The 22,780-nt window shown below is 41.8% G+C and carries 17 protein-coding genes and 1 pseudogene; 8 read left to right on the top strand and 10 right to left on the bottom strand.

Features of this window, described 5'->3' with window-relative positions; translation table 11 throughout:
* Window positions 1-23 precede the first annotated feature (23 nt).
* Both L1D22_RS02285 and L1D22_RS02280 read left to right on the top strand, forming a co-directional pair.
* Window positions 24-845 carry a restriction endonuclease gene (locus L1D22_RS02285; RefSeq protein WP_239828565.1) on the top strand — a complete coding sequence of 274 codons (822 nt, stop codon included), beginning with the start codon at window positions 24-26 and terminating at the stop codon, window positions 843-845.
* A 55-nt stretch (window positions 846-900) separates the two neighbouring features.
* The gene (locus L1D22_RS02280; protein ID WP_239828564.1) at window positions 901-2,580 is read left to right on the top strand and encodes an AIPR family protein; all 1,680 of its coding nucleotides are present in this window, start codon (window positions 901-903) and stop codon (window positions 2,578-2,580) included.
* Window positions 2,581-2,668: 88 nt separating this feature from the next.
* Here the strand turns inward: L1D22_RS02280 and dndE are convergent, their stop codons facing one another.
* From dndE to L1D22_RS02250, 6 genes are all read right to left on the bottom strand, one after another.
* Window positions 2,669-3,016: a DNA sulfur modification protein DndE gene (gene dndE, locus L1D22_RS02275; RefSeq protein ID WP_239828563.1), complete on the bottom strand. Its 348-nt coding sequence runs from the start codon at window positions 3,014-3,016 to the stop codon at window positions 2,669-2,671.
* Window positions 3,016-5,025 carry a DNA sulfur modification protein DndD gene (dndD, locus tag L1D22_RS02270; protein WP_239828562.1) on the bottom strand — a complete coding sequence of 670 codons (2,010 nt, stop codon included), beginning with the start codon at window positions 5,023-5,025 and terminating at the stop codon, window positions 3,016-3,018. The genes dndE and dndD overlap by 1 nt, the downstream gene beginning before the upstream one ends.
* An 8-nt stretch (window positions 5,026-5,033) precedes the next feature.
* Window positions 5,034-6,668: a DNA phosphorothioation system sulfurtransferase DndC gene (locus tag L1D22_RS02265; protein ID WP_016794127.1), complete on the bottom strand. Its 1,635-nt coding sequence runs from the start codon at window positions 6,666-6,668 to the stop codon at window positions 5,034-5,036.
* Window positions 6,665-7,744, bottom strand: a complete 1,080-nt coding sequence (gene dndB, locus L1D22_RS02260; RefSeq protein WP_017065615.1) for a DNA sulfur modification protein DndB — start codon at window positions 7,742-7,744, stop codon at window positions 6,665-6,667. The genes L1D22_RS02265 and dndB overlap by 4 nt, the downstream gene beginning before the upstream one ends.
* A gap of 205 nt (window positions 7,745-7,949) precedes the next feature.
* On the bottom strand, window positions 7,950-9,968 hold the full coding sequence (locus L1D22_RS02255; protein ID WP_239828561.1) for a DNA phosphorothioation-associated putative methyltransferase: 2,019 nt from the start codon (window positions 9,966-9,968) through the stop codon (window positions 7,950-7,952).
* Between the two features lie 27 nt (window positions 9,969-9,995).
* Window positions 9,996-10,523, bottom strand: coding sequence for a hypothetical protein (locus L1D22_RS02250; RefSeq protein WP_239828560.1), 528 nt, complete (start codon window positions 10,521-10,523; stop codon window positions 9,996-9,998).
* A gap of 187 nt (window positions 10,524-10,710) precedes the next feature.
* Between L1D22_RS02250 and L1D22_RS02245 the strand changes: the two genes are divergently transcribed.
* The 4 genes from L1D22_RS02245 to L1D22_RS02230 all read left to right on the top strand — a co-directional run bounded on the left by L1D22_RS02245 (window position 10,711) and on the right by L1D22_RS02230 (window position 15,355).
* Complete coding sequence (locus tag L1D22_RS02245; RefSeq protein ID WP_239828613.1) at window positions 10,711-11,505, top strand: YeeE/YedE thiosulfate transporter family protein; 795 nt, start codon at window positions 10,711-10,713, stop codon at window positions 11,503-11,505.
* A gap of 46 nt (window positions 11,506-11,551) precedes the next feature.
* Window positions 11,552-12,280 (top strand): DUF429 domain-containing protein, encoded by a 729-nt coding sequence (locus L1D22_RS02240; protein ID WP_239828559.1) that lies wholly within the window; start codon window positions 11,552-11,554, stop codon window positions 12,278-12,280.
* Window positions 12,281-12,359: 79 nt separating this feature from the next.
* Entirely contained in the window at window positions 12,360-13,169 is an 810-nt protein-coding gene (locus L1D22_RS02235; RefSeq protein ID WP_239828558.1) for a M15 family metallopeptidase, read from the top strand.
* A gap of 305 nt (window positions 13,170-13,474) precedes the next feature.
* The gene (locus L1D22_RS02230; RefSeq protein ID WP_239828557.1) at window positions 13,475-15,355 is read left to right on the top strand and encodes a RimK/LysX family protein; all 1,881 of its coding nucleotides are present in this window, start codon (window positions 13,475-13,477) and stop codon (window positions 15,353-15,355) included.
* A 579-nt stretch (window positions 15,356-15,934) separates the two neighbouring features.
* On the opposite strand, the gene L1D22_RS02225 is transcribed toward L1D22_RS02230, so the two are convergent.
* Entirely contained in the window at window positions 15,935-17,266 is a 1,332-nt protein-coding gene (locus tag L1D22_RS02225) for an AAA family ATPase (RefSeq protein WP_239828556.1), read from the bottom strand.
* Between the two features lie 381 nt (window positions 17,267-17,647).
* Between L1D22_RS02225 and L1D22_RS02220 the strand changes: the two genes are divergently transcribed.
* Window positions 17,648-18,187: a hypothetical protein gene (locus L1D22_RS02220; RefSeq protein WP_012127121.1), complete on the top strand. Its 540-nt coding sequence runs from the start codon at window positions 17,648-17,650 to the stop codon at window positions 18,185-18,187.
* Window positions 18,188-18,263: 76 nt separating this feature from the next.
* Here the strand turns inward: L1D22_RS02220 and L1D22_RS02215 are convergent, their stop codons facing one another.
* Window positions 18,264-19,211 carry a competence protein CoiA family protein gene (locus tag L1D22_RS02215; RefSeq protein WP_239828555.1) on the bottom strand — a complete coding sequence of 316 codons (948 nt, stop codon included), beginning with the start codon at window positions 19,209-19,211 and terminating at the stop codon, window positions 18,264-18,266.
* Window positions 19,212-19,376: 165 nt separating this feature from the next.
* Between L1D22_RS02215 and L1D22_RS02210 the strand changes: the two genes are divergently transcribed.
* Entirely contained in the window at window positions 19,377-21,710 is a 2,334-nt protein-coding gene (locus L1D22_RS02210) for a DEAD/DEAH box helicase (RefSeq protein ID WP_239828554.1), read from the top strand.
* A gap of 131 nt (window positions 21,711-21,841) precedes the next feature.
* Here the strand turns inward: L1D22_RS02210 and L1D22_RS02205 are convergent.
* Both L1D22_RS02205 and L1D22_RS02200 read right to left on the bottom strand, forming a co-directional pair.
* Window positions 21,842-22,130 (bottom strand): annotated as a pseudogene (locus tag L1D22_RS02205) (AAA family ATPase); the annotation flags it as partial.
* Window positions 22,094-22,537 (bottom strand): hypothetical protein, encoded by a 444-nt coding sequence (locus L1D22_RS02200; RefSeq protein ID WP_239828553.1) that lies wholly within the window; start codon window positions 22,535-22,537, stop codon window positions 22,094-22,096. The gene L1D22_RS02200 and the pseudogene L1D22_RS02205, both read right to left, overlap by 37 nt.
* Window positions 22,538-22,780: the final 243 nt, after the last annotated feature.

The raw sequence follows: 22,780 nt of genomic DNA, 5'->3' as shown, positions 1-22,780 counted from the left end.
TTTTTTCTATTTTGGGTTTTTAAATGACGATAACTGATGCCATAACAAAAGTATTGAGTGAAGCGAAAGAACCACTAAGTCATAAGGAAATTTATAAAAAGATCATTGCTCAATCATACTACTCTTTCGGTGCTAAAGATCCCCAGGCTGTCGTCAGAAGTAAAATAAGAAAGCACTGCTATGGTATAGATTTTCCAAGCGCCAGCCCAAAAAAGCTTTTTATGCAAGTTAATGGACAAGCTAGCTCAAGAAACGCTTTATACCAAGTTTGGGATGGTGAAAAGAAGGAGGCCGTCCCTGAGAATAAGATTAAAAAGGATGAACTTCCAGAAGAAAAAATACATTCAGCCTACAATGCACATACTAAATCTGTCAGTGAGCAGTTGTTAGAATATATTAAGTTATCTGAACCTGAGTTTTTTGAATCTCTAGTAGTAAAGTTGCTATTAAAAATGGGATATGGTTGGGACCAATCCACTTCAGGGAATGTTGTCGGAGGTAAAGGTGACGAAGGTATAGATGGTATCATTAATGAAGATAAACTTGGCTTGGAAAAAATATATATACAGGCTAAACGTTATGCAGATAATAAAGTTAGCCCTTCTGAGATTAGGGATTTTATCGGTGCAATGGCGATAAAAGGAGCTCGAAAAGGAGTGTTCTTTACTTCATCTAAGTTTACCGAGCAAGCGTCTCAGCACGCACATGACGCTCAAAATATGACTATAACTCTAATTGACGGGGAGTCGTTAACTGAGTTATTAGTACAATATGGCCTCGGTGTTGCTATTGCCAAAATCTATCAAATTTTCGAGGTGGATAAGAATTTCTTTACTATTGATTGAGGTTTAAATCTTAATCTCTTTAATTTTTTATATATTAACTTTAAAAGGTTGTCAGATGGCTAATATTAATGATTTTAAATTACTTAAAATTAAATCTACTAATTATTATAAGGAAGCTGAAAGAGTTTTAGATATATCAATCAGCAATCAAGTTGAGCAAGCAAGGTTTGGTTTTTATTTCTTTATTTTAGATATTCTCTATGGTGTAAATGATATTGAAGAAGCTAGGGATTTGATAACGGATACTAACTTTAATAAAATCATCATGGGGAGTAAGGATGATGATGGTGGTATTGATGCCGTATATATTGATGATGAAGAGAAAATAGTAAACCTATTTAATTTTAAGTATAGAGAAAAGTTTAGTGTTGACTCTAGGCAAAAGCTTAACGATGTTACAACATCATTGAAATACATAACGGCTTTAGCTGAAGGTGATATTAGCCACTTTTCAGGGAAACCTCGCGAATATGCAGAGAAGATAAAAGATTTATACAACTCTAATGAGGTTTGGAAAACTAGGATCTACTTTGTAAGTAATGATATGTCTACAGTAGATCTCTCAGACCCGCATATTAAAAACATTTCTAATTCTTTTGACGTTGAAGTTAATGCTATTTGCTTAAAAGATATTTCTGAAATGGTTTCTATCAGGCCTGAGCCAATCAGCGCAACTTTAGTTCTGCCGAATAATGCTTTGATGTCATATAGTGAAAGTGACTTATCGTCTTCAATATCTTATATTGCAAGGCTTAAGAGTAGTGAAATCGTACGAATTACATGTAACGATAAAAACCTGAGGCATAATCATAATTTAGAAAATTATAGAGAGTTAAGTGATGTGAAGCTAGACTTTGGTGTTTTATTTGACAACGTTCGAGGTTTTGTTCAAAAATCTAAATATAATGAGAATATTAAAGAAACACTAAAAGATAACCCTTCAAAATTTTTCATGTATAACAATGGTATTACAATTGTTGCTCAAGGCATTGAAACTGAATCTATAAATGGGAATACTAAGCAAAAAATTATAATTGACAATTTTCAAGTTCTAAATGGCGGGCAAACAGTAAGAACTATTCATAACTTTAACTCTCAACATGAAGACCACATAACGGACTATTTACCATATAGTGAGGTCCTTGTAAGAATATTTATGACTGGGAAGTCAAATACTGGCGAGATCAATAACATTGCTGAGTATACAAATAGTCAAAACTCAATTTCACCAGCTGATCTTAAGTCTTCTGATGAAAGGCAAATTCAAATAGAAAAATACTTAAAAGAAAAAAATATTAACTATGTTAGGAAATCTGGAGACTTAGGTAAAGGTGATGCTAACTATGAGTATAGCATTACAATGATTAAATTCGGTCAGTTGTTGTATGCCAAACAGGGTTTTCCAGAAAAGTCCACAAGTAGTAAGAAGAGTATTTTCACTAAAAATTATACTACAATTTTCGGTGATAAGAAGTTTGATATTGATGAATCTGAAAGGCTTGTAACTGATTTCTATTCTATCAAGGCTGCGTATGAGAGCTCTTCATATGAAAGCTTAGATATTAAGCACTACTACCTGATTTACCTTAACCAAGAGTTTCCGGAAGTTTCACTGACTCGCAAGATGGATATTTTGGAAGATCATATCTGTACCTATACGGTAGACAAAGATACATCGAATGTCCGAAAAATGAGCCAAACTCGATTTAAAGAAGAGCTTTTAGATAAGTTTTAGCGGTACGCCGATAGGGCTTCGTAATTTATATTATAATCTAGCTATTGAATTCAGAGCGAATTCAATAGCTAGAATACGATTGGTTGACTTAAAGTGGGAGGCTAAACTCTTGACAAGATTTATGGTTTCGAATCGAAGCTATCCCATCTTCAACGTGTGCTGCCCAAGCTTGTTGGTACTCTTTTGTATCAAGCTCTGGGTAATACAATTTCAGCATGAGTTCAGTCACTTCACCGGTCTCACCAAGCCATGTGTACTTATCTAACACCAGTGACCCATCTAATTTTGCTTCTTGTCCTTGGTATCGAAAGTCACTTTCGATGGAGCGGAAGAAAGCGATACGTGCCGATACGTTTGGAGTGATTCCTGTATACCCCTTTAGCTTTTTGAGCTGTTCTTCAGTAGAGCGGGTTAAGTTCATACGGTTAGGTAGCATTAAACAGCCTCCTTAATCGATTCTTTCCAGAAGTAACCGTCTTTCAATGTTGAAGCCTTAGTTGTACCGTCGAAACAGATCTCATAAGTACGAGCAATATCGTCTTGGATAAGACTTGTGTAGTTTCTATCGATCTCTGTATCGGTAGATAAAATTACAACTTGGTGGCTTGCGGTTGGGAAATAGTTCTCTACCAGCTTATCACGGTGATGCGAATCTAATCGGCCTAATGGTGTATCAATGATGATTGGCAGCTTACGACCAGACGTGCGACCAAGTGCCTCTAGAATTGATATAGCGTAGATCTGCTTTTCACCAGCAGACATCGCCTTACGGTTGATTTTAATACCGTGTTCATCAACTAACTCAACATCGAATGTTGTTGGGTTGATTGAAGCTGTGAGTTGTAAATCTTCTTTACGAGCAAGCTTTTTGTATGATTGAACGAACTCATTTTCTAACTGGTTCACACGCGCTTTAGTTAGCTGTTCACCAAACTTATCTAGCAATAAGATTGAGTTTTGAGCGTTGCCAACGCTTTGATCTTTGTTGGACTGATCTTTGTGCTTGTCGTGTAGTTTTTGGATTTGACGAGCTGTTTCCAGTGCTAGTCGAAGCTCACGCTTAGCTTTTTCAAGTAAATCATGATATTCGATAATTAGCTTTTCTTTCTTCTTATCTAATGCTCGAACATCCGTAAACAACTCTTGTACCTGCTCTTGTTCGGGAGCTCGCGCGATATTGTTTGAAGCATGGTCGATCTCGTCTTCAACTTTTTTAAGACGTATTCGTGCCTTATCAAAGCGAGAAAAAGAATCTTGCGAAAGGTTTGATAACTGGTAATCGATGGTGTTCGACTGACGATCGGAGATATCCAAAAGAAGCTCAGTTGAATCGAATTCACCGACGTGTGCTTTAAAGCTGTCTGCGATTGCATTTTGCGCCATTTCGGTATCAAAGCTTGGATATTTTGAGCATAGAGTTTCTAGGAAGGAATCTAGCTCATTACCAAAGTTTTGTTTCTTCTTAACCTGCTGCTCTTGCTTGATTTGAGTTTGCAGTCTTTGCATTGCCTTTGGAGCAAGTGAAAATGGAAGGTTGGTTTCCATCTCCATACGGATCTGTTTCTCAAGCTCCACTTTTTCTTTCAGCAAGCTTTCAACTTTTAGTTGTTCATCTTCTCTGGTTTTTGCCCATGCGCCACCATTTTGAGAAAGCTTATTCTCCAGACTAAGGATGTCGCGTGACACGAGTTCGATTTGAGCATCAACGATGTCTGCTTCACCACGCAGCTTTTCAGCGTTACGCTCGTGAATAATGCGTTGCTCGTCTAGTGAATTCATTTCTTCTTTTAGGGATTGACTTAAAGCGCCTGCTCCCTGCTTTTTTAAGAAGATGTTCAGATCGCTTTTAAGCTTAGCTATAACATCTAATCCCAATAAACGACGAACGGCGGTTTTGAGTACGCTACCAGACTCATCTTCAGCTAATTCGGCAATCTTCTCACCGTCAAAGAAGAATAAGTCAGCGATGCCTGTGGGAATCAGTTCATTAAGAAAACCTTGGCACTGTTCGTAATTTAGCTCTGGAATTTGGATACCATCTTTCTCAAGGCAAAGGTTGTCTTTTTTGCCTCGTTTCCAGCCGCGAATCACTTTATAAGTGTTTTCTTCGCCGTTTTGACTGTACTTAAACTCAAGCTCGATCGATGCATTATCTTGAACTCCACCGTGGCCGACACCTTTATGGATGAGTTCGGAGAGAGTATCAACATACTCGCCGTTTGACAGAACTTGGCTAAATGATTGACGCCCGAAAAGCGCTAAGCGAACTGCTGTCAGTATTGATGTTTTACCGGCACCATTTAAGCCGCCAAACAAAATAATCGGTCGTTCGGTTCCTTCAATAGGGCCACTTTTACTTAAACGAGCTGGGGCTGGGCGCAAGTCAATTTCATGCACACCGCGAAACACGCGAAAGTTGTTTAAAGTTAGTTTTGTAATCAACATTTCAGTATTTAAAACTCTTTTTGAAGCTGTTTATCTAGGTCAGCAAGCTGTTCGTTATAGCGCTCAATTTCTTGTTGGTGAATATCAAACTCGGCTTTGCTTTGCAGTGAAGCATGCTTTTGTTTGATTTCTTCCAAGCTTCCCCAGTCTCGTTTCAATAGCGATGCTATCTTGTTCGAGATACCACTACGACGGCTCAAACCTTCCATAGAGACCTCTAGCTCGATCAGCTTCATGATCATTTCAGGTTCGACATCGAAATTATTGCAAAGCTCATGAATCAGCTGTGCGTCATCTTTACCAAAACTTGCGTTATCGTCATATACCCAATCAAGGTCGTAGCCATAAACGTCTTTAAAAATAGTTGGTAGAGAGTCATCCCAATCCGGCTCGTTTGGATCATGGATCCATTCTTGGCGAATAGCATGCAGCTCTGGCACAGTGATTAACTCAATCTCTCGCCCTTCAGCTTTAAATTTATTATCTAGCTCTAGCAATTCACGGAGCCATTGGCGGCGGTATTTAAGCCAGTAAGGACCCGGAACGTGTTTACGTTCGCTAGCAATATCTTCGCCTTCTTTTGCGTATTGGTAACTTACGCGACCAGTACGACGTTTATGGTTTCTGAACTCTGCTTTGTTAGCTGGATCTGTCGTCATTGCTAACTTATTGCGGAACTCAAGAAGAGGTGCCATCCACTCTTCGCCGTTTTGGATAAGGCTTTCCATCGCTCGGTCTTTGGTTACTACGGTGCATGTCCAGCAACCAAAACGAGAGTTACCACAAGAGGGGGTAGTTTCGTCAATCACCATTGGACATTCACCTTGGCCTGAAGAGTCTTTATATAGATTCCAAAGTACTAGGTTTTTACCGCCCCATGGGTTTTCCCATTCTAGGTCATAGTCATCTTTCCAGATGTTTCTAGTACCTAGTGGCGTTTCTTTTGTCTCTAGGTGACATAAACGCAAGATCTTCCAAACATCATCAACAGCCCATGTATCAATAGGGGTGTAAATGAATGCATTGGCTAGCGTTGTATGGCGAGCTAGACGAGAGCCATCAATTTTGTGTTTAGCGATAACCTGAGCACGCGAGGCACTTTCTTGGCTACGTGAGCCCAATACAACAATCACCTCATCAAATTGAGATACTTTGCTTTTAATGAAGTCACTAACCGGGTCGATCTTCATTCGCTCTGTACACCAGCGAAATGAACGTGTCGGTGCTGGGTAGCCTTTACCAAGAAGACTTGACCAAAACGTTTGGTCTGACTCAGGTACCACTTTGTGACAGCTGATTGGCAAGTCGTCGCGCTTGGCTCCTTTTTGTATCGCAGCTAAGGAGTCTTTAATGTGGTTAACAACAACAGGTGTCTCAACCAGTGTGTCTGATGAAACGACAAATACGGGTTTGTGGCGTTGTTCTTTTTCTAGGCCAAGTAGTGCCATATAGATTAAAGACATGATAGCGGAGGAGTCTTTACCACCACTGTAGCCAATTACCCATGGGCGGTTGTCTGCACAATAGACGCGTTGAACGTCAGCAACATAGTAGCTGAGTTTATTATTTGCGAACTCTTCAGCGTTGATGAATTCTTGGTATTCTTCGGCGAGATCTTCTGCCAATTTTAGCTCGTGTATCATGATAACTGCTTCTCTAGAGCTTTTTCTTCTGGGGTTAGTGGTAACCCAAGTTCAATTTTAAGTGCGTTTGCCGTGAGCTGAATGTTGATGTTTGATTTACTCAACTTGCCGTGATTCATGCTACGCTTTATCCATTCAGGATTGGTTTTCAACCAATTAACTTTCCCTAGTAACTGGAGCTTTTCTTTCCATTGTTTTGGTTCTTGGCACAACAGGTGTTTACCCAAGACGCCAATCGCATGCAGCCCGACACCATGTGCGTGGATGTATTCTTGGCGAAGCTGTGCAGGGGATACTTGTTTGTCGATCACCATTTGCCAATCTTTAATATGGCGGGTGACCTCTTCCCAAAACTCAGACGCTAACAGCTTCTCTTCTTCAGTGAAACCATCTTTAGGGCCTTTACTTAAAAGTGCTCGTGTTGATTGTTTAATACTGCTTAAAGTAAAGAGTTTGTTCGACTTTGGACTGATGTTGGATTTTTCCATTTCAGTCATTCCGATAAATGGCTTCACTTTAGCTGCTAATTCACGCGCTAATTCAGAGCTTTCGTCTCGGTGATCGTAGAGAGTGCCAAGAGATGGACTGGGTTTTACTGCGTATTTGTTTAAGTCAGCAAACATTTGTTGGCTTCTACCTAAACCTTCATCGATGAAAAACAATACTGGAATGTTGTCTTGCCCAAGGTCTGGATTCTCTCTTAGTGCTTCTTCTATCGCTTTACGGCGGTGTTGCCCATCGTTAATTAGAATCTGCGCATCCATTGGGATTTGAAGTGTACCTAAATTAGGCGCACCTTCATGATCGTGGAAAGATATATCAACTCCAACCGATGCTGTTAATGCTGAGAATACGTACTCTTTAGGGTTGTCGAGTAGGTATCTGACCATTTCAGGTATGCGAGTCTTGTTTAATGTTCTTTGAGCTCTAAGCTCTGGTGGAACATCATCTTCGTTATAACTGAAAATCTTTGGGATGATTCGAAGAGGGCATGTCGCAATGTAAAATGGACGTCCTGCTTGAATACCTCTGACAGCTGGAAATGAATAGCAATAGCCTGAATCTTGATTTTGCATAGTGAACTCTAAGTTATGTTATTTGCCTATGACATAAACCATAGTTGGTATGTCATATTTTGACAAACTAAGCTTTTAGTTTGTTATGCATTAGTCTTATCTATGCGAATTATTACATAGGTATGCCAAAATAGGCTGAATATCTTACAGGTATGTAGGTCAGAATTCTATGGCAACCATAGGTTTTTATATTATTAAAAAAACGCTATTTTGAACTTAGCGTAAACCCTTTGATTTTTTTGTGTTCCTTCCCTAAAAGCACCTCAAATTCTGCTCTTATCATCTGTGTTTCTTCGGTTGGTTCAAGCTCCATGAGCTTCGCCAATCGTTTGTCGAAGCTCTGTTGTTTCTTATAGTTCTCGTGTTCGGTTGGCATGTAAAGGTGCTTATTCAGCAATGGTGGCCTGCGATCTTCATTAACATAATCGAAGAAGTCGATGTCTTGCTCGGCCATCTTGATTTTTATGCGCTCGACTAAGAAAGGAACCGATTTTTCAAAGTCGTCATATGCGGTTAGGGTGAGCTTACCGGATGCGATATGAATTTTGATAAGGTCTATCTCTTCATCTAGCTCACCATACATTTGTAGCCCCGCGCCTACGTAGACTCGCAGCAGTAATGGCAAATCATCAATAAAGTCTCGATGCAAAATCAATGAGTGCCCTTCATTTAGAAGGCTGGCTGGTAACTGGTTATGTGCTTTCTCACACTGCTTCTGGATTAAGTCGGTGTCGGCAATCGCGAACAGCAGCTCGGCAGCCAAGTTAGTGGCAGTTTTGTAGTCATCAAACAAGGCTTTGATATCGCGCTTTAGGGGCTCAGGCTGCTGAGTGTAAGGCTTTCTTTTCTCAAACAGCCCCATTGCAAAGTACAGTAACAAGTCTTCCTTTCTGCTCTTTTCTGCTTGCTCAAACTCTTGGGTATCGAACATTTCTTGCAGCAGGTTGAACACTTTTTTGTGTGAACCGATTAACTCTCGGATTTTTTCGGATTGTACAAATTCATCATTGGCAGGAATACGGCCTAGCTCTAAGCAGGTATTCCAAAAGCTGTTGAACAAGTCTTGATGCTGAGTGATAAGTAGCTTGGCTTTATCTTTTGCCTCGATAGGTTCTGGCGAGGTCAGTTGCTGCCATTTATGGTGTCGTTTGTATTTACTTTGTAGGTATTGCTGTTCTTCAAGTTTGTCTTTGAATATATAGAAAATACCGGGCGCGACGGTAATGGCGTCTTCTTGAAGGCTTCTTTCTATGTATGCTTTTATTTCAGATTGCGCGTAGTACTTTTGAAAGGTATTACGTGAGGTGATCACCCCATCTTTATAAGGTTTGAACTGTGCAATGTAGTTCTCGTTCGCCAGCATCACAGACACCACCAAGAACTTGTCTGCTAATTCCCATGCTCCTAATAGAGCCTCTAACCGTTCATCTTGATCTTCAATAACGTTAAGTACAAAGCCTAAGTTAACGATGCTGGAATTAACCTTGTCGTTGTCCGGTTGAAAGTTAGGGTCCCAACCAAGCACATCTAAACCGTGCGCTTCAAGCTCTCTTAAGTCGTCACCTCGGCCGCAACCGTAGTCGAAAATAGAATAGGAGCCTTCCAAATAACCATGCTTTACCAATGTTTTCATCGGTGCAGACAACTCATGTCGTACTAATGCAGTTTTGTGCCTGTCTATGCCTGCGTCTTCCACATGCGAGATTGCAGAGCTACGAAATAGGCGGCCATCGACAAGCTCGTAGCCATGGCGTGCAATCAAGTTCTCCCAGGAGCGCTTAAATCCAATGACGCGGCTGTTCTCATAAAGCCCTGCATTTTCACCTTCTTGTGTAAGAGAGGTGAAGTGTTCGAAGTGGTCGCTGTCGGGCTGAATCATGGTCTCTTTGCGGTGCAAAATCGGAGGGTTATCAGAGCCTTCGTAGCTCATGATTTTATGGCTGAGTTTAGAGAGGTCGACGTTTAAGCTCTGTTTTAAAGCCGGATAAGAATCGGTGTAAAAGTCAGGGTAGTGAAGTAGGGATAAGCGGAACTCTTTCTTGAATAGCTTAACTAGGTTCCAGTTGTCGTCTTCTAAGCTAACGGCTTTTGCAACGGCAGGAATGAATTGTGTAAGAACATTTGGAAGGGCATTGAAGGCATCTCTATGAAGGTAAACGGCATCCGGCAATTGTTTCCCCACTTTGATTTGTGCTACCAACTCAGCAAACAGTTCTTCGTTCATTCCTTGTCCTCTCCGGTGTTTTCTCGATTATAAGTCATCGAATAAGGTCTGTGTGGCGCTGCCGTTTGCACTTTTCATATTTACGCGAAGCCCATCACTTCGTGCTTGCCGAATCAGCGCATATCGGTTGTTTTCTGGGCCAATACTGATGTGAATCGGTTTGTTCTTTCCATAAAAGTAGAGGCGGTCGAACGCTAGGTGAGTGCAAATGTATTTTGCGACTTCATCCATTCGGGTTTCATAGCCTTCAATATAGAAATCGCAGGCTGCTCCATCGCGTTTACAAATACGCTTGCCTTTGCTGTTGAGTTCCATGGAAGCGTGTTGGTCAATGTCTGAAGCCATGTCACCAGGGCTATTCTTTAATATCCAACGAAGTAAAGAGTGGCTGGTGTAGCCGTAGGTAACCGTTAGTTTTCCAAATTCTCGTTCTATAGGCTGCAGAATTTGAGCCGCTAGACGCTGTAATTCCGCGGCAGAAAGTTCGTTAGTTGTGTTGATACCCAAGTACTCAGGGTGCTTGCACTTATACCAGTTAACCAGCATGTGGTTCATATTCTTACCTTGGAATTTTACGTTCTTACTATATTTAACGAACGACGACAGCAAAATCAATGCAATCTGGAGGCTATGTATGTTGTTTATTCTCGCTTTGCTCTGCATTTTCTTATTGGGATATCTCGCCCAAACCACAGGCCTTTGTATGGTGAGAGGAGTAAAAGAGGCGATAAAAGGATCACCAATGTTCATCGTTGCGATTGTTTTTAGTGGATCGCTGGCTTGGGTATCAATGGGGTTAGGTTCAGTGATTGAGGGGCGCCAGTTGTCCATAGCTTTTTGGCCGAGTTTGTTCTCACTGCTTGGTGGCTTTCTATTTGGTATTGGCGCGGCAATCAACAGTGGCTGTGGGGTTTCTACAGTGAGCAGGTTAGCGCGCGGCGAAGTGGTTATGTTGGCTACTGTATTCGGTTGGTTTGTTGCTTGGCTGGTGTTTGCTCCGGTTTTGCCTTTGGAGTTGAAAGGCTCTAGGTTGGTACTGTCCGACTTTTCCAGATACGTATTCCTTGGAAGTATCTCGCTCACAATTGTGGTGAGTTGTTACTTTATGAACTCGGTCAATCGTAAGCTGTGGTTTTCAATGCTGGGTATTGGGTTGATGGCCGGCTTCGTATTCTTGTATGAACCGCATTGGACGCCAAGTGGTTTGCTGAAATCTATGGGTACTTCAATTTGGCATGGGAAGACAGAAGACTGGCCGAGTAGTGAGCGTTTTATATTGATGACCTCACTATTGGTTGGAATGATCAGTGCTGCACTATTTACAGGATCTTTTTCATTGAGGTTTAGCCCGATACGTCGGTTTGGTAAACATTTAATTGCTGGTGTACTTATGGGGTTTGGGGCCGTGATGGCAGGAGGAGGGAATGACACTCAACTTCTTGTGGCTATGCCTGTGCTCTCTCTAGCGGGTGTTTTTTCTGTGCTGAGTATCATTGTTGGTATATATTCCGGAGTTAAGTTGATCCAGAGCCGATAGTTAGCGACAGTACGTAGATTACATGTATACGTAACTTGAGATAACAATGAAATACATCGGAATTGATGGCTGTAAGGCGGGTTGGATCGCTTGGATTGTCTCTGATGATCAGGCGCCAGTTTTCAAAGTAGTAAAGGCACTTGATGAGCTAGCGAGTGATCTTATCGGTTCAACGGCGCTTATCGATATGCCGATTGGTTTTAGTGACGCACAAACTCCAGATCGCTTGTGCGACAAAGCTGCAAGGCGTTTTCTAACCAGCAAACGTGGTTCTTCAGTGTTTCCTGTTCCGTGTCGTGAGGCGGTTTACCAAACCGATTACATTACGGCGTGTAATGCCAATGTGCAGCAGCTTGGTAAGAAGTTCTCTAAGCAAACTTGGGGGATTGTTCCTAAAATCCGAGAGCTAGATAAACTCATCGATGATCACCCAAGTTTGTCGATCAGAGAATCTCACCCTGAGGTGGTATTCGCTGCCTTAAAAGGAGAACCGCTGACCTTTTCTAAGCGAACTCAAGAGGGCAAAGAGGAAAGGCTTTCGATTATTCAGCAACTCGCCCCACAATGGTGTGAGGGTGTGGCGTTAGCAATCTCAAACACCAAGCGTAAAGATGTCGCGATAGATGATATTTATGACGCATTCATATTGATGCTGATTGCTTATCACGTTCCAACATTGTCGTGCTTGCCTGAACTTTCTGAGATTGGCGGAAAGGCGGATAAGGATCAGAATGGTCGAGTTCGCGAAATCGTTTATTGGAACAAAACGCACTAGCAAAGTATGCGCTCTGTTAGGTTGAGTGTGTTATTTTCCACTTCCTGTCTTTTTACTCTTACTGTTTTTGAGCCTTGATATGAAACGTTTAATTGTTGGCTTGCTGGTAACCTTGATCAGTGCGACGAGTTACGGCCAAGTTGCCCCTGTCTCTCAGTGGCAATGCGACATGATGAAAAAGAACAAGGTATTGAATAGTGGATCTCCTGTTGGCTGTGATCGCCTATCCAAAGTGGACTTTGATTTCGTTAACTTTAAGGGCGAAACGCAGCAGGGAAATATGATTGTGCTTGATGTTATCGCCCCTTCTGTTGAACAAATCTTTTTAGTGCTCAAACAGCGTAACTTCCCACTGCATTCTGCGCGCTTAATGCGTGAGTTTAACGGTGATGATAATGCCTCGATGGAAGCCAATAACAGTAGCGCGTTTAATGCTCGGCCTATCACTGGCGGAGGAGGTTGGTCGAAGCATGCTTACGGTGTGGCAATCGATATCAATCCAGTTCAAAACCCCTTCTTAGCGTTCGATAGCAACGGAACCATCACGGTAAAGCCATCGCAATCGGCAACCAGCTACGTGAATAGAACTCGCTTTCGTGCTCGTAACGACATTGAACGCCGAGGCATGGCGGAAGATGTGGTGGAGCTGTTTGCCCATCACGGATTTATGATCTGGGGAGGGGATTGGAATTCCCCAATTGATACTCAGCATTTTGAGGTCGGCTCAAGAAAGTTCGTTAACCAACTGCTCTCTAAACCACAACCTGAAGCCAAGGTGTTATTTGAGCGCTATGTCGAATCTTATCGCCAATGTTTTAATCAGAATAAAAGCGGGGACGCAGAAAAAGCTCGGGCTATCTGCGCAAAGAAAACCGTAGGCACTTTTTAGTGCTATGTTTATCTAGAATCGTTTTTGTTTTAGCAAGTTAAGCTCGTTTAAGGTGTATTCTGAATCGCTAAGACCAACCTATGTCGTTGGCTGATTTTATAGTCGTTTCTCCAAAAGAACACTGAGTACTCAAAAGGTGATTGGGTGCACCTTAGTCAAAAATTGATGACGTATTGCTCTGTAAAGTCATCGGTTTGTCATTGAAAAACTCATAGCGTTAACGTTATGTGAGAACCTGTGCTGGTAGGGGAACTCTTCGCCAAAACACCAGTATTATTAGTGAATTGATCACAATGGACCAACTAATGAAAAAGATACCTTTGGCTCTAACTCTTCTAAGTACGCTACTTTTTTCACAATGTGCTTTGGCAACAGACACTTCGCACACGACTCAAAACCCTACTTACGAACTTGATGGCAAGGCGGTATTAGGCCGTACTGAGAATGTGTACCTCTCTAGCGTTCAAGGGCTTAAAGATGTTCCTTTCATTGGCAAAATCGACACCGGTGCCGAAACCACCTCCATGCATGCAGAAGACATCCATGTAAAAAGCACACATGCCGACTATAAGAACCTCAAAGACAAAGAGTTGATGTCTGCATTGACTGAAGATGTGCTGAACAATAGCGACGTTGAATATGACGATTGGGATGGCAGCACTTTTGCGAAATACCAAGCTGTGGTCTCTTTTAAAGTTCAAAACCCACGTACTGGTGAGATGGTATTGGTTGAGGCGCCACTAGAGCGTGTCAGCATGATCCGCAGCCGCACTAGCAGCACACCTCTGCTTCGCCCGACGATTAAAATGTCGCTGACCATTGCAGACCAAGAGCTAAAAACTGATGTTAACCTGACAGACAGAAGTCACTTCTCCGCGCCTGTATTGATTGGCAAAACCTTCCTTGCAGATAACGCATTAGTCTTTGCTGGCTACGATTATTTGCAAGAGCAAGAGAACGCGACGGTGGTAGGCCGTAAAGAGGTAGTGTCTATCTCGGGCATGGCGATGAACGCGACCTTCTCGTTAAAGAACCGCTACAGTATTTTGCATGCAAAAAATATCGACGTAGACAAAAAGAACAAACAAGTGACGTTTGATATGTTCGATAACGATGGCAAACAGAAAGAGATGACATTGCCACTGGTTCGTATGTTAAGTGTGAGCGGTAACAAGAGACCATTAGTGTATGTACCAGTTCAACTTGATGAGAACACGACTAAAGATGTTCTCGTATACTTACGTGACCGTTCAAGCAGCAGCTCACAGCTAAGATTGGGAACCAACACAGCTAGCGAACTCTTCATGATAGATACCAGCGCTGAAAACATTTTATCAGAAGGTTCAGAGAGCTTTAGTGATGTGGCGGAGTCTGGTGAGCCTATGATTATCTCACCGGAAGAGGACATCACACTTGATGATTTTCCGCTTAAGGCTGTGGCTTCTTTCACGGTAAACACGCCTCTGTTGAAGGTCGACAGCTTTGAGATTGTCGGCAAGGGTAAAGATGAATCCGTTGAGCTTTACCTAACTGACGCGAATGGCGAACAGCAGAAGGTCACAAAACCAATCATTAAAAAGCTTAAAGTCGGAGATGATAGTCGCCCAGTTGTAAGTGGTGAGTTCTCGGCATCTGGCAAGGTTCGCACACAAGAGTTTGCTATCGATGTGCTAAACAGCAATGAAAAAGAAGCCTACTTCATTCTAGGTAAGAAGATGGCGAAAGAGGGCGTTTACGTAAACACGCGTTCTGACTATCTATTGAAAGCTGAGCCTCTGTTTAAAGTAGGACACATTGAAGTCGTTGAAGTGAACGGCATGACATTCCCTGCCAAGCTAGACACAGGCGCTGATGTAAGCTCAATGAATGCGGTGAACATCAAGAGATTTAAGAAAGATGGCCAAGACATGGTGACCTTTACTTATCAAAACAACCAAGGCGATAAGCAAGAGTTCACTAAGCCAGTGATTGATGTAATGCGCATTAAAGCCAAGAAAGGCGAGAAGGTGAACATTCGCCCTGTGGTAGAGATGAACGTTAAGCTAGGCGACCTAGAGAAGAAGGTGAGAGTAAACCTTCAAGATCGTTCACGCTTCGAGTACAGCATGATTTTAGGTAAGAACTTCCTAAAGCACGGCGCGGTAGTCAGCAGTGATGAAGATTACGTACTAGGTGAGATGGAGTAACGCCTCAACTTATTAAAATCGAAATAGAACAGTTCTAAACGGCCACACGTTTCAGCAATGGAATGTGTGGCTTTTGTTGAGTGTTTGTTTTTGGATATTGACGCTAGTGATGCTAAGTGTTTGTTGCTTATTGAATTATCTACTAATAAATAACCCTTAGACAAACAAAAAGGGCCAACTCTTTCGAGTTGGCCCTTTCCAAACGTTTGGGCTGGCGGGAGTTGAACCAATGTGTCAATATTTTAAAATTCAGGTAATTAGCTTGGTGTTACCAATTTGGTGTAGCATCAAATGTTACATCAATTTCCTACTGCAAAAGGAACTGAACCCCCGTCCAAATATAACTTTTTGCTATTAAAGCCAGTGTTAATCATAGCAAAATAATCTTAAAACTACATGTAATGGTTATTCATCAACAGGTGATTTATTACTGTCGAGCAATGAGTTTAGCATACTAGATGAGGACAGTATCAGACCAACTCTTAGACCCAAAGGTTTGAACACTTTGTTTAAATGATATGAGCCAAATATTGCCCATATCATGGATTCTTCGGTATTAATGAGTATGCTCTTACTCACTTAGCTTTTATCTAGATCTCTTAGGTGATCAAGTAAGTATTCAGTGTAGTAAAGTGGCATCACTATGTGTTCTTTTTCTGTTGCTGAAGAGCCTTGAGTGCCTGTAAGTTTGATCGTCTTGTGGGGCTTGCACTTTTCGATGTAAGACTGCAATGATTTTGCTCGGGTTCGCTTACCGCTCTTTACTTCTACAGGCACAATACGGCCTAGGTCATCAGCGATGATGAACTCTATCTCAGCCCTTGCGTCTCCCCAAGAGAAACTTGGTTCAATACCTAGTGCGGCGATTTCCTGTTGAACATAGTTTTCTGCGACATATCCCTTGTATTCATAGCCTTGCTGTTTGATTTCACGGTAACCCGTGCCGAGCATATGGTTCAACAGACCTACATCAAATAGAAATAATTTAACTGCATTTTCCTTCTGATAAGCAGCTAAAGGAGAACGAGGTTGTCCTTCAATAGGATGATTCTTTAGCGCAAGTCGACACTTGTGAAGCCATGTGATCGCACTTTCATATTCAGCATATCGAGATTTGCGTTCGTGAACGCCTTTGAATTTGAACCGTTTAACGGAGTCATCGAATACCGAAGATAACTGGGCTGGGATGCTTCTAAATACAGATTCGATGAGTTGCGCATCCACTTTTCCAGAGTATTTTCCGAAATCACGCATGTAGCCTTCAATTAAGTTTCGATGGACTTCAGAGACGGCTTCAATTCGGTCAATGATACTGAGTTGAGAGTTTTCGAACCACGAGTTTACGGCTTCAGGCATGCCGCCAACGAAGTAATAATCGGTTAGCAGCTCGATTAGCTTGGAATGAGCCGCAGAAGAACTCAGCTTTTGGTCAAACGCTTTTTGAAGAGCTTTCTCTCCAGATGCCCACAAAAACTCCCTGAAAGTCAGTGGTCTTAAGTTGTGCTGTTCAACTTTTCCAACAGGGAAAGAGGTGAGCAATCCAATATTGGAACCACTTGCAGCAACATAAGCTTTGGGAGCCTTTTCTGCAAAGTATTTAAGTGCGGTAACCGCTCTAGGGCATTCACCAATTTCATCTAAAATAAGTAGATCTGTAGATGGTTCGAAGGTTTGCCCTGTTAAGAGTTCAATATTGGTGATGATGTCATCAGGATTTAGAGAGCCAGAAAAAGCTTCCATTAACTCAGGGCTTTCTAAGAAATCGATCCTTAGGACATTTTCGAATGTACTTCCTAACAGTTCCTGCAATAAGAATGTTTTGCCAGTTTGTCTAGCACCGTCAATCAGTAAAGGCTTCCTGGTTGGCTTGCCTTTCCAGGTGAGTAGGTTTTCAAGCAGTGTTCGTTTCATCTAGCCACCTCAGTGATAGCGATTTCATGTTCGATATTCATTACATAAAAATGCGCGATAAAATGCAAGGATAAACATTTTAACGCGCATTAAAATGCTTTGTTTGACATTTTTATGCGCGTAAAAGTGTGTATGTTGGTGTGCGCATGATTATGTGTGGTGGGGGGGTAGTCGCGGTGATGAGTATATGGTGAGTGATTCATACTCAGTATAACCAACGACGTTATCAAGTGTTTATTTTGATAGTAAGGCTTAAGTGATTGTTATTGTTGATTTTATTGTTTATCTGAAATTGAATAATCAAAACAACAAGGTAAAAAGCTGCGTCATGTTATGGCAGAATTGGTGAGGTCTCGATTTTTAAACATCCTAAGGAATATTATGAATATCCAGCAAGTTTTTGAAGAGCTAGAAAAAGCGAGTGACTTTGAACTATTTCGGATCAAATCAGCCATAGAGAAAGTTTTAGAAGATCCAGATAGAGCAAAGGCTTTAAAAGCCAAAATGACGGTAGGTATGGAGGTGGAATATTTTTGTACTGAACGAAATCATTCTGTGCTTTGTAGCATATTGAAAGTCGGCAGGACTCGGGTGGAGATCCGTGAGAAAGAAACAGGTAAAGGTTGGTCATTGCCCTTTTACTTTTTGAACCTTGATCACATTGATACTGAGTTAATATCAAATAAAGCTGTAGGGCTGTCGAAGGCTGAGCTGTCTATCGGTCAAACGGTGGGCTTTATCAGTAGTCGAGACAACCAAGAGTATATTGGACAAGTTTCCAAACTAAACCCCAAGAGAGCTGTTGTATTAGTTGCTAATACGGCTTGGACAGTACCGTATTCAATGCTATTCCCAGTGCTAGATTCAGAAGCGGGTCTGGTGAAACAAACATTGATACTTGGAGGTAATGTCGTGAAATAGTGTTTAGCGGTGTTCAATTTTTTTGTTTGTTCATAAAAAATGAACAGAAGAATAAAATGAACAATTGATGTGGTGCTTATCTTGAAGAGACCTCGCTAGCGTATAGGTGGCTATGGCATTGAGGGCAGATTGGTGTACTAGGTAGCGTAACTTGCCACTGGCATTGACACATGATGCACTCAAATTGAGCTGAACGTTTTGGTATAGGTGTAGGCGGGATAGCTTTCGTTGTTGATTGCCATGAGTCGGAGCTGTGAAGGTTGACATTCCTCTGGTTGCGATGACGATATTGGTCATTACGAAAGCTCGGAGTAGGTGGTGGTGTGTACTGAGATGCCTTTAAGGATAATCGCTCAGTCGCTTCTTGTTCCAACTGAGCGTAGCGCGGATGAAATACCCACACTTTAGATTCGACATCGTTTTGAAGGTAACCTTTTAGTCTGTCCAGTTGCCGAGTCCCTGACACTTTATCGCGTGTAAATAGATGATGTGTATCATCCAACTTGATTTCGAGCACACCGCATTGCCTGTTATGTGGTGTGAGCAACTCACTTGGAAGTGGACGGTTTGGGTGGGTGAAATAAATAACAAAGATGAACTCACCGACTCTGCCCATTACATCCACAATACATTTCTCAAATAACGCTTCTTTATCGACGCTATCAAGTAAGATGGTGGATGACTTAGCAACCAAAAAATCTTCTGTGAAACACTTTCCTTTCGCTTGTTTTGTAAGAGAACTTCTGTACTCAGGAAGAACAATAGATATACCCGTTTCTATCACTTGTCTCGCCATCATGCGCACAGAAACAAAAAAAGAAAAATCACATTCTTTGTCAGTTCCTTCAACCTTACGGCTCGCATGAGCAAAGTGCCATTGCTTTTCTTCACCTTGTCTCGCAATCAGTGGTGTGTGGCAAGAAGGGCATATACAGCCGCAATTCTTCCCTCGCACAACATCAGCGACATCAACGAATGTCTGATCTTGGATTCTTAAGCCGAAAGGCACATGTTGAAGCTGCATCAAAACGTGAATAACTCTCAATTTAGCGACGGTATGTACTGATTTTAGGCAAGAATGCTTTATAAATATGTTAGATAGGTTGTGAATTGTGCCTTTGTTTTCGTATTGTCTTTTATACAATCGGTTATTAACTGCATGAAAGTGATGTAATTGTCGGGGCTAGATATGGATGAGCTTGAGCTAATTGAACAAAAGATTCATGAGCTGAAAAAGGATCTGGCTCAACTTGAACAGCAGAAGCAGCGTCTATTGACGCAAGGAGCGATTGAAAAGGAAGCTGCATGTGAAATGTCACCTCAGCAAAAACTGTCTATCTATCAGAGTTATTTTAAAGGCAATACTCAATGCTATGCGCATAGGTGGCAGAACCAACAAGGCAGAAGTGGTTATGCGATTGCTTGCGAAAACGAGTGGCATCAAGGTGTATGCGGTAAACCTAAAGTAAAGTGTTTGGAGTGCCCCAACCAAGCATTCAAGCCGTTAGGTGACGATACTATGTATGCCCACCTTACTGGCAAAGAGGTGGTTGGTTTGTATCCTATGCTGGCGAATAACACCTGTTGGTTACTAGCGGTTGATTTCGATAAAAGTGATTGGCAAGAAGCCTCTCTTGCGTATGTCGAAGTGTGCAAACTAAAAGGCATCGATTGTTTATTAGAACGATCTCGCTCAGGTCAGGGGGCACATGTATGGATTTTCTTTACACAGGCGACTGATGCAAAAGTAGCTCGGCAGTTAGGGTTCTATTTACTTGATGAAGCCATGAAAATTCATGGTGCTTTGTCATTTGATTCCTATGACCGCCTATTCCCCAATCAAGACGTGCTACCTATCGGGGGAATTGGGAATCTGATTGCTTTGCCGTTACAAAAACAAGCTCGTTTAAATGGAAACTCAGTGTTTGTCGATCACTCTTTTACACCATACCCTGATCAATGGGAGGTGTTAGCGTCGACGGGACGATTATCTATTGAGAAAATAGAATTACTTCTCGAAAGCAGAGTGGACCATCGAAATAATAGTGAAGATGGCGCATCAATCAAGCCATGGGAACGAACTGTGAACACAAGCGCTGCCATCCCAGACAAACCTAAGGCGTTAGACATCGTTCTCGCCAATCGATTGTACTTACCGATAAACCAAGTTCCGAATCCTCTAATTGCTCAGTTCAAAAAATTGGCATCTTTTTCAAATCCAAAGTTCTTCAAAGCTCAGGGATTACGCTTATCGACAAATGGTATTGCTCGGTTTATTTGTCTAGCGGAGATAGACAGTGGCTATTTGAGTTTGCCTAGAGGGTGTTTGGATGATTTAGAGGATATCTGTTCTTCTTATGGTATCTCATTACAGCTAGAAGATAAGAGGGTCAAAGGAAAGCAACTAGCAGCCATTACATTTGTAGGTTCTCTGCGTCCTGCACAACGTAAAGCTGTCGATAAACTTCTTCAATATGATAATGGTGTACTTCATGCACCGACAGCGTTCGGAAAAACTATTACTGCGATTGGTCTGATATGCCAAAGGAAGATTAATACTTTAGTGCTGGTTCACAATAAACAACTCGTCGAGCAGTGGGAAGAGAGGTTGAAGGTCTTTGCTCAGGGTGTTGAGGTTGGTGTGTGGACTGGGAGCAAGAAGAAGCCCACGAGGCAAATCGATATTGCGACGTATCAAAGTTTGGTCAATAGAAGTGACAACAGCGTTAATGAACTGGTTCAGGATTATGGACAAGTAATCGTCGATGAGTGTCATCATTTATCTGCGCCTCAATTTGAACGAGTTTTATCTGAATCCCCTGCCAAGTTTATTGTTGGTATAAGTGCTACCTTAGAGCGGAGAGACGGACATCAACCGATTATCTTCATGCAAGCGGGTAAGGTCAGGCATAGTATCAAGTCAGATCAAGGAGCTCGGTTATTTCAGCGATTGGAAAAGAAAGTCTTATCATTTGAAGTCCCGCTAAACTTGGTTTCTGCTGAGCCTAAGCCGCATATCTCTGATGTATATCGCTGGTTGATGCTGCACTCTGAACGTAACAAGATAATAGTTGATGACATCAAAAATGAAGTTGCTAAAGGAAAAGTTCCCATTGTATTAACAGAGCGAAGAGAGCACGCCAATATCATTTCTAGGATGTTAGAGGATACTGGACTTAACCACCAAATGCTTGTTGGAGCTATGAAAAAAAAGCAGCAAGCGGAAGTTATGGCAAAACTAGCAACCACCGAAGTACTTGTTGCTACTGGGCGCTTTATTGGAGAAGGCTTCGACTTACCTAGATTAGATACGCTGATATTGGCACTGCCAGTATCCTGGAAAGGTTCGCTTATTCAGTATGTTGGTCGAATCCAGCGTGAGTTTGAAGGGAAAGATGAAGTTAAAGTTATCGACTACGTCGATTCGAGAATCCCCATGCTGTCGAGGATGTTTAAGAAAAGGGAGAAAGGCTATCGCGCGTTGGGCTTTGAGGTGGATCCAAATGAGAGGCTGTTAATATAGCTTATGCCCAAACCTTGTCGGTTTGAATAGGTCGAGTTAGTTTTATTACCGCGATCCGCAGCAAACAAAAAGGAAGTTTTTATTGCTTAAGCTTCAGTGACGCTCGTAAGTGGCAACCTCTAGAAAATACGCTAGCACACACTGATATCTCGAGCCTTCACACTCAGGTGTTTAGGTAAGTATTCCGTGTATGCAGTACAAAGGAATATCAATGTGTTCTGTTTCTGTTTCTGATGCTGGAGATCCTTGAGCTTCCGTCAGCTTAATGGTTTTGTGAGGGCTGCACTTCTCGATATAGGATTGCAGTGATTTTGCCCGAGTGCGTTTTCCGCTTTTTACTTCAACAGGAATGATACGATCTAGCTCGTCCGCGATAATGAACTCTATCTCTGCTCGTGCATCTCTCCAAGAGTAACAGGGTGTTTGAAGTCGTGGTTTAAGTAAATGGAAGAGCTGAACAGTTTTCTAAGGTCTTCATTAGAGTAAGCATGCTTTGATTGGCTTATCTTCTTATCACTACGAAACTTAAAACCTTTAAACGGATTTTCGTCTGTTAGCTCCATTTGAACACACCATTCAAAAAATGAAGATGCTTTCTGGATATAGTCTTTTACACTGTTTTGAGAAATAGTTGGAAGCTGAAGCTTCTCATTAAGGGTAATGGCTTGAGAAGGTGAAAGTCCAGTAAATTGGCGGTGTTTTTTAATATTAGATGGAAGTTTTGTTAGCAGCTGTCTAACTCGTTCAGCACCGGCTCTGCGTATTGTCGATATGTGGTCTTGTCCTGAAAGTATAAGAACCAACTTACATTTGGCTACAGCACCCATGATGGACTTATTAGATATGTATGAGGATTTGTATGCCTTATAGTCCTCTAGGCATTTAAATGGACTATGTTTAGTCTTTGGTGGTGGCCTTGAGGTGCTTTTTCACCTCATATCTATTTTCGAAATGATGACGCTTTGATTTTGGGAGCTGAAATCTAAATATCCAGATTCCAGTTTTGCTCAGTTTGACATAGCGCATGTTTAGTACCTACTTTTAGTACCAAACTGCAAAAACTCATAGCT

It is taken from the genome of Vibrio sp. Isolate34 (assembly GCF_022397915.1).
GTDB lineage: Bacteria > Pseudomonadota > Gammaproteobacteria > Enterobacterales > Vibrionaceae > Vibrio.
This window is presented reverse-complemented; position numbering and strand designations above follow the sequence as displayed.

Excerpts from the sequence above, each read along its gene's own strand:
- dndD (WP_239828562.1), bottom strand. The coding sequence starts at position 5,025 with ATGTTGATTACAAAACTAACTTTAAACAACTTTCGCGTGTTTCGCGGT.
- L1D22_RS02225 (WP_239828556.1), bottom strand. The coding sequence starts at position 17,266 with ATGAAACGAACACTGCTTGAAAACCTACTCACCTGGAAAGGCAAGCCA.
- L1D22_RS02200 (WP_239828553.1), bottom strand. The coding sequence starts at position 22,537 with ATGGGTGCTGTAGCCAAATGTAAGTTGGTTCTTATACTTTCAGGACAA.
- L1D22_RS02230 (WP_239828557.1), top strand. The coding sequence starts at position 13,475 with ATGAAAAAGATACCTTTGGCTCTAACTCTTCTAAGTACGCTACTTTTT.
- L1D22_RS02250 (WP_239828560.1), bottom strand. The coding sequence starts at position 10,523 with ATGAACCACATGCTGGTTAACTGGTATAAGTGCAAGCACCCTGAGTAC.
- L1D22_RS02215 (WP_239828555.1), bottom strand. The coding sequence starts at position 19,211 with ATGCAGCTTCAACATGTGCCTTTCGGCTTAAGAATCCAAGATCAGACA.
- L1D22_RS02240 (WP_239828559.1), top strand. The coding sequence starts at position 11,552 with ATGAAATACATCGGAATTGATGGCTGTAAGGCGGGTTGGATCGCTTGG.
- L1D22_RS02245 (WP_239828613.1), top strand. The coding sequence starts at position 10,711 with ATGTTCATCGTTGCGATTGTTTTTAGTGGATCGCTGGCTTGGGTATCA.
- dndB (WP_017065615.1), bottom strand. The coding sequence starts at position 7,744 with ATGCAAAATCAAGATTCAGGCTATTGCTATTCATTTCCAGCTGTCAGA.
- L1D22_RS02235 (WP_239828558.1), top strand. The coding sequence starts at position 12,360 with ATGAAACGTTTAATTGTTGGCTTGCTGGTAACCTTGATCAGTGCGACG.
- L1D22_RS02220 (WP_012127121.1), top strand. The coding sequence starts at position 17,648 with ATGAATATCCAGCAAGTTTTTGAAGAGCTAGAAAAAGCGAGTGACTTT.
- L1D22_RS02285 (WP_239828565.1), top strand. The coding sequence starts at position 24 with ATGACGATAACTGATGCCATAACAAAAGTATTGAGTGAAGCGAAAGAA.
- L1D22_RS02210 (WP_239828554.1), top strand. The coding sequence starts at position 19,377 with ATGGATGAGCTTGAGCTAATTGAACAAAAGATTCATGAGCTGAAAAAG.
- L1D22_RS02255 (WP_239828561.1), bottom strand. The coding sequence starts at position 9,968 with ATGAACGAAGAACTGTTTGCTGAGTTGGTAGCACAAATCAAAGTGGGG.
- L1D22_RS02280 (WP_239828564.1), top strand. The coding sequence starts at position 901 with ATGGCTAATATTAATGATTTTAAATTACTTAAAATTAAATCTACTAAT.
- dndE (WP_239828563.1), bottom strand. The coding sequence starts at position 3,016 with ATGCTACCTAACCGTATGAACTTAACCCGCTCTACTGAAGAACAGCTC.
- L1D22_RS02265 (WP_016794127.1), bottom strand. The coding sequence starts at position 6,668 with ATGATACACGAGCTAAAATTGGCAGAAGATCTCGCCGAAGAATACCAA.